At 63.8% G+C, this 3,776-nt stretch carries 3 protein-coding genes and 1 pseudogene; 2 read left to right on the forward strand and 2 right to left on the reverse strand.

Annotated features, from left to right (window positions below):
* Window positions 1–952 (reverse strand): ABC transporter substrate-binding protein (locus A3764_RS16500; protein WP_236628222.1); only part of this gene is annotated, 952 nt, incomplete at its 3' end.
* Window positions 945–2,720 carry an ABC transporter ATP-binding protein gene (locus A3764_RS16505; protein WP_201722161.1) on the reverse strand — a complete coding sequence of 592 codons (1,776 nt, stop codon included), beginning with the start codon at window positions 2,718–2,720 and terminating at the stop codon, window positions 945–947. The genes A3764_RS16500 and A3764_RS16505, both read right to left, overlap by 8 nt.
* Before the next feature lie 145 nt (window positions 2,721–2,865).
* Between A3764_RS16505 and A3764_RS16510 the strand changes: the two genes are divergently transcribed.
* Complete coding sequence (locus A3764_RS16510) at window positions 2,866–3,351, forward strand: class I SAM-dependent methyltransferase (protein ID WP_067922703.1); 486 nt, start codon at window positions 2,866–2,868, stop codon at window positions 3,349–3,351.
* A 163-nt stretch (window positions 3,352–3,514) separates the two neighbouring features.
* Window positions 3,515–3,776, forward strand: a pseudogene (locus A3764_RS16515) (C4-dicarboxylate TRAP transporter substrate-binding protein); the annotation flags it as partial.

The raw sequence follows: 3,776 nt of genomic DNA on the forward strand, positions 1-3,776 counted from the left end.
TGGCTGCGATAAGGCCGCCGCCCACCACGGTCATCTCGACCACGTCGACATAGGGCAGTTGCACGCCGCGCGTGTCCACCCGGTGATAATAGGGATTGCGCAGGAAGATCTGGCGCGAACTGTCGTTGTCGCTGGTGTTCATCCACGGCTGCAGCGTGGGCAGATCGGGGTTGTCGAACTTGTACATGTCGTCGCGCTTGTTGTGCAGCGCGGCCCAGCTGTTCACCCGGGCCTCCGCGACCGCCCGTTCCAGTTCGACCGGGTCGGCGAAATCCGCATGGAACTGGCGCAGGTAGTGACCGGGCCGGTAGATGAACGGCGGGCTGGCCTGTGCGAGCAGCGGAAGGAAGTTCGGATTGGGTGTGGGCCATTCGAAGACGACCGTTTCCGGATCGGGAAAGCGGACGCTGCCAAGCACGCCCTCTACATACATGAAATCGGGCGGCCCGTTGGGCGTGATCTCTGCATTGTTGATGACATGCTGCCACCAATAGGCAAAATCCGCGGAGGTGAACGGCGCCCCGTCGGACCATTTGTGCCCCTTGCGCAAGCGAAGGGTAAACCGCCTGCCCTCGAATATTTCCACGCCGTGCAGAATGTCCGGGTAGAGCGAATAGTCGGGCGCGTATCCCACGAGCCGCGCGTAGCCGTAGACGACCATCTGGCGCACGTCCTTCGAACGCGAAATCAACATATGCATCGTCCCGCCGGGGGTGCCGAAGCTTCGCCCCTTCGCTTCGAGGTCGATCACGAGCGGGGCCTGCGGCAATCGTTCGGCGACAGGGGGCAGGCGCAGGCTTTCAACTTCGTGCCGCCAATAGGGTGTTTCCTGCATTGGCAGCGCGGTCGTCGTATCCGCGATTGTGGACCGGGCCGCCGCCGGGGGCGCGGCTTGGGCCAAGGCCTGTCCGGTCAGCCCGCAAGCGAGTATCAGCGCCAGCCATCTAGACATGGTAGCGCACCATATGACCGGGTTCGAGTTCGCGCAGGGCTGGGGCCGTTTCTGCATCGAAGCGGAAAATTTCAGGCCAAGAATGCGGTGCGCCGGCCCCCCTCGCGACGAGTTCAAGGTCTATCGGGCGGGATACATCCGGCTCCGGCTGGGCGGCGATCAGGGCCTTGGTGTAGGGGTGCTGCGGATTGTAGAACAACGTGTCGGGCGCGGCCTGCTCCACGATCACGCCCGCGCGCATCACGGCGACTTCATCGGCGATGCGCGCCACCACCGCCAGATCGTGGCTGATGAAAAGATAGCTCAGATGAGCGCGGTCGCGGATATCTTCCAGCAATGTCAGGATCTGGTCCTGAACAGACACATCGAGCGCCGAAGTCGGTTCATCGCAAATCAGCAGGACCGGGTCCAGCGTCAGGGCGCGCGCGATCGACAGGCGCTGGCGCTGGCCGCCGGAAAAAGCATGCGGATATCGCTTTGCCACCATGGGGTCGAGCCCGACGAGCCGCAGCATTTCCGCCGCCTTATCGCGCCGCTCGGCGGCGGTGCCGATCCGGTGGATTTCCATCGGTTCGGTCAATGCGTCCTGAACCCGCATCCGGGGCGACAGGGATGAATAGGGGTCCTGGAACACCATCTGCGCTTGACGCTGGAACAACCGGCGCTGGGCGGTGGAAAGATCGTGTACCGGCAGGGCGGGTGCCCCGGGCTCCGCGCTGAACAGCACCTCGCCGCCCGGATCGGGCCGTTCCGCCCCCAGTGCGATGCGCGCGCAGGTCGTCTTTCCCGAACCGGATTCACCCACGACCGCCAGCGTCTTGCCCCGCTGCAGCGCCAGCGTGACATCGCGGCAGGCCGTCACCTGTGCCGGTTTGCGCCACCCGCCGGCGCGCATGGTATAGGTCTTGGTCACGTCGCGGAGCGACAGGATTAGATCGTCATGCGCCGGGGCCCGTGCTGGCCGGGCCACTTCCGGGATCATCGGCGCGGCCGAGAAAAGCTTCGCGGTATACCCATGCGCGGGGCTTGCAAGCACCTCCGCCGCACTGCCGCGTTCCATGATGCGACCCCGGTTCATCACCACGATCTGTTCTGCCATATTCGCGACCACGCCAAGATCATGTGTGACGAGGATCACCGCCATGCCGGTCTGGCTCTGCAAGTTGCGCATCAGGCCGAGCACCTGCGCCTGCGTCGTTACATCGAGTGCCGTGGTCGGTTCATCCGCGATCAGCAGTTCGGGCCTGGCGACCATCGCCATGGCGATCATGGCGCGCTGACGCATGCCGCCCGACATCTCGAACGGGTAGCTGCGCCAGGCCCGCTCGGGATCGGCAAAGCCGACCTGATCGAACATTTCCAGCACCCGGCGCTTCGCTTCGCCATGGCTCATGTTGCGGTGGATGCGAAGTGCTTCCGCCACCTGCGCACCGAGCCGGTGCAGGGGTGAAAGCGAGCGCATGGGTTCCTGAAAGATCATCGCGATGCGGTCCCCCCGCACCTGTCGCATGCGCCGGTCAGACAGGGACAGCAGATCGACAGGCGCGGTGCCGTTCCCCGCGGCGAAGCGGATGGAACCGCTGTGGATCGTCGCCGTCTGGGGCAGCAGCCGCAACACGCTCCGGCAGGTCAGTGTCTTGCCCGATCCGCTTTCGCCCACCAGCGCCAGTGTTTCGCCCCGGCGCAGGGAGAAGCTGACATTCTCTACCACCGGCGGGGCGGAGCCGAACCCGATTGTCAGGTCATCTACGTCCAGCAATGAAGTCATTATGTTCCCTGACAGGGCCGCGCGTGGCATTGCCGGGAGTGAAGCCCATTTGCGGCGCAGCGTCCAGTGTCACGAAACCCGCCTGCATCTACACATTCCCGGTGCGATGGTGCAGAAGGGACGAACCCGCAGGAAGGATACCGCGATGAGCCGACTGGACCTTTTCATCGACCGCATGGTTTCGCAGCGCGCCTGTCTCGATGCCGCGGCGCGACTGATCGCGGATTCGCACGGCCCCGTGTTCGAGCTGGGCCTCGGGAACGGGCGGACCTATCATCACCTGCGGGAGATCTTGCCAAACCGGCAGATCCATGTGTTCGAACGTGCCGTCGCCTCGCATCCCGACAGTACACCGCCCGATGACATGCTGATCCTCGGCGATGTCAACCAGACCCTGCCTGACGCGCTGGCACGTTTCGGGGCCACGGCTGCATTGGTTCACGCCGACCTCGGCGGGCATGATCGGGCCAAGAACGATGCTTTCGCCCGTGTCGTATCCCCGCTGGTGGAGCCGCTGCTCGCACCCGGCGGCATCATGGTGGCCAGCGATCGGATGTATTTCACGTCCATGGAAGAGTTGCCTCTGCCGCAGGATGCGGTGCCGGAACGCTGCTTTATCTACCGCAAGTAAGCAAATTGCCTTTAGTTAACAGTTTCTTGGCGCCGACATTTCCAAGTGTTGACGGCGCGTAAAACTGTGCTTGCAAGGAATCACCTCAGGCCGTAGCGTGCGCCGAGATGAAATTGAAACAACATTTCACTATGCGAAACAAATCCCGAGGAGGGGGAGCTACATGACATTTCTCAAAAAGCTGACCATGGCCAGCGCTCTGGTTGCTGCGGGCACCGTCGCCACTGCGGAAACGACGCTGATCCACGGCGAAGCCGGGCCGAACCGTGGCGCCCGCGCCGACGCGCTGCAGTGGTTCGCTGACCAGTTGACCGAACGTTCCGACGGCGAGCTGAAGGTCGACATCCAGTGGGGCGGCGCACTCTTCAAGGCCAACGCGGCCGTGCAATCCATCGCCGATGGCGTCGCGGACATGGGATCGGTGA

The sequence above is a fragment of the Sulfitobacter sp. HI0129 genome (genome assembly GCF_001635395.1).
GTDB lineage: Bacteria > Pseudomonadota > Alphaproteobacteria > Rhodobacterales > Rhodobacteraceae > Sulfitobacter.

Bases quoted from the DNA above. Each gene is read 5' to 3' on its own strand.
- A3764_RS16505 (WP_201722161.1), bottom strand. From the start codon at position 2,720: ATGACTTCATTGCTGGACGTAGATGACCTGACAATCGGGTTCGGCTCC.
- A3764_RS16510 (WP_067922703.1), top strand. From the start codon at position 2,866: ATGAGCCGACTGGACCTTTTCATCGACCGCATGGTTTCGCAGCGCGCC.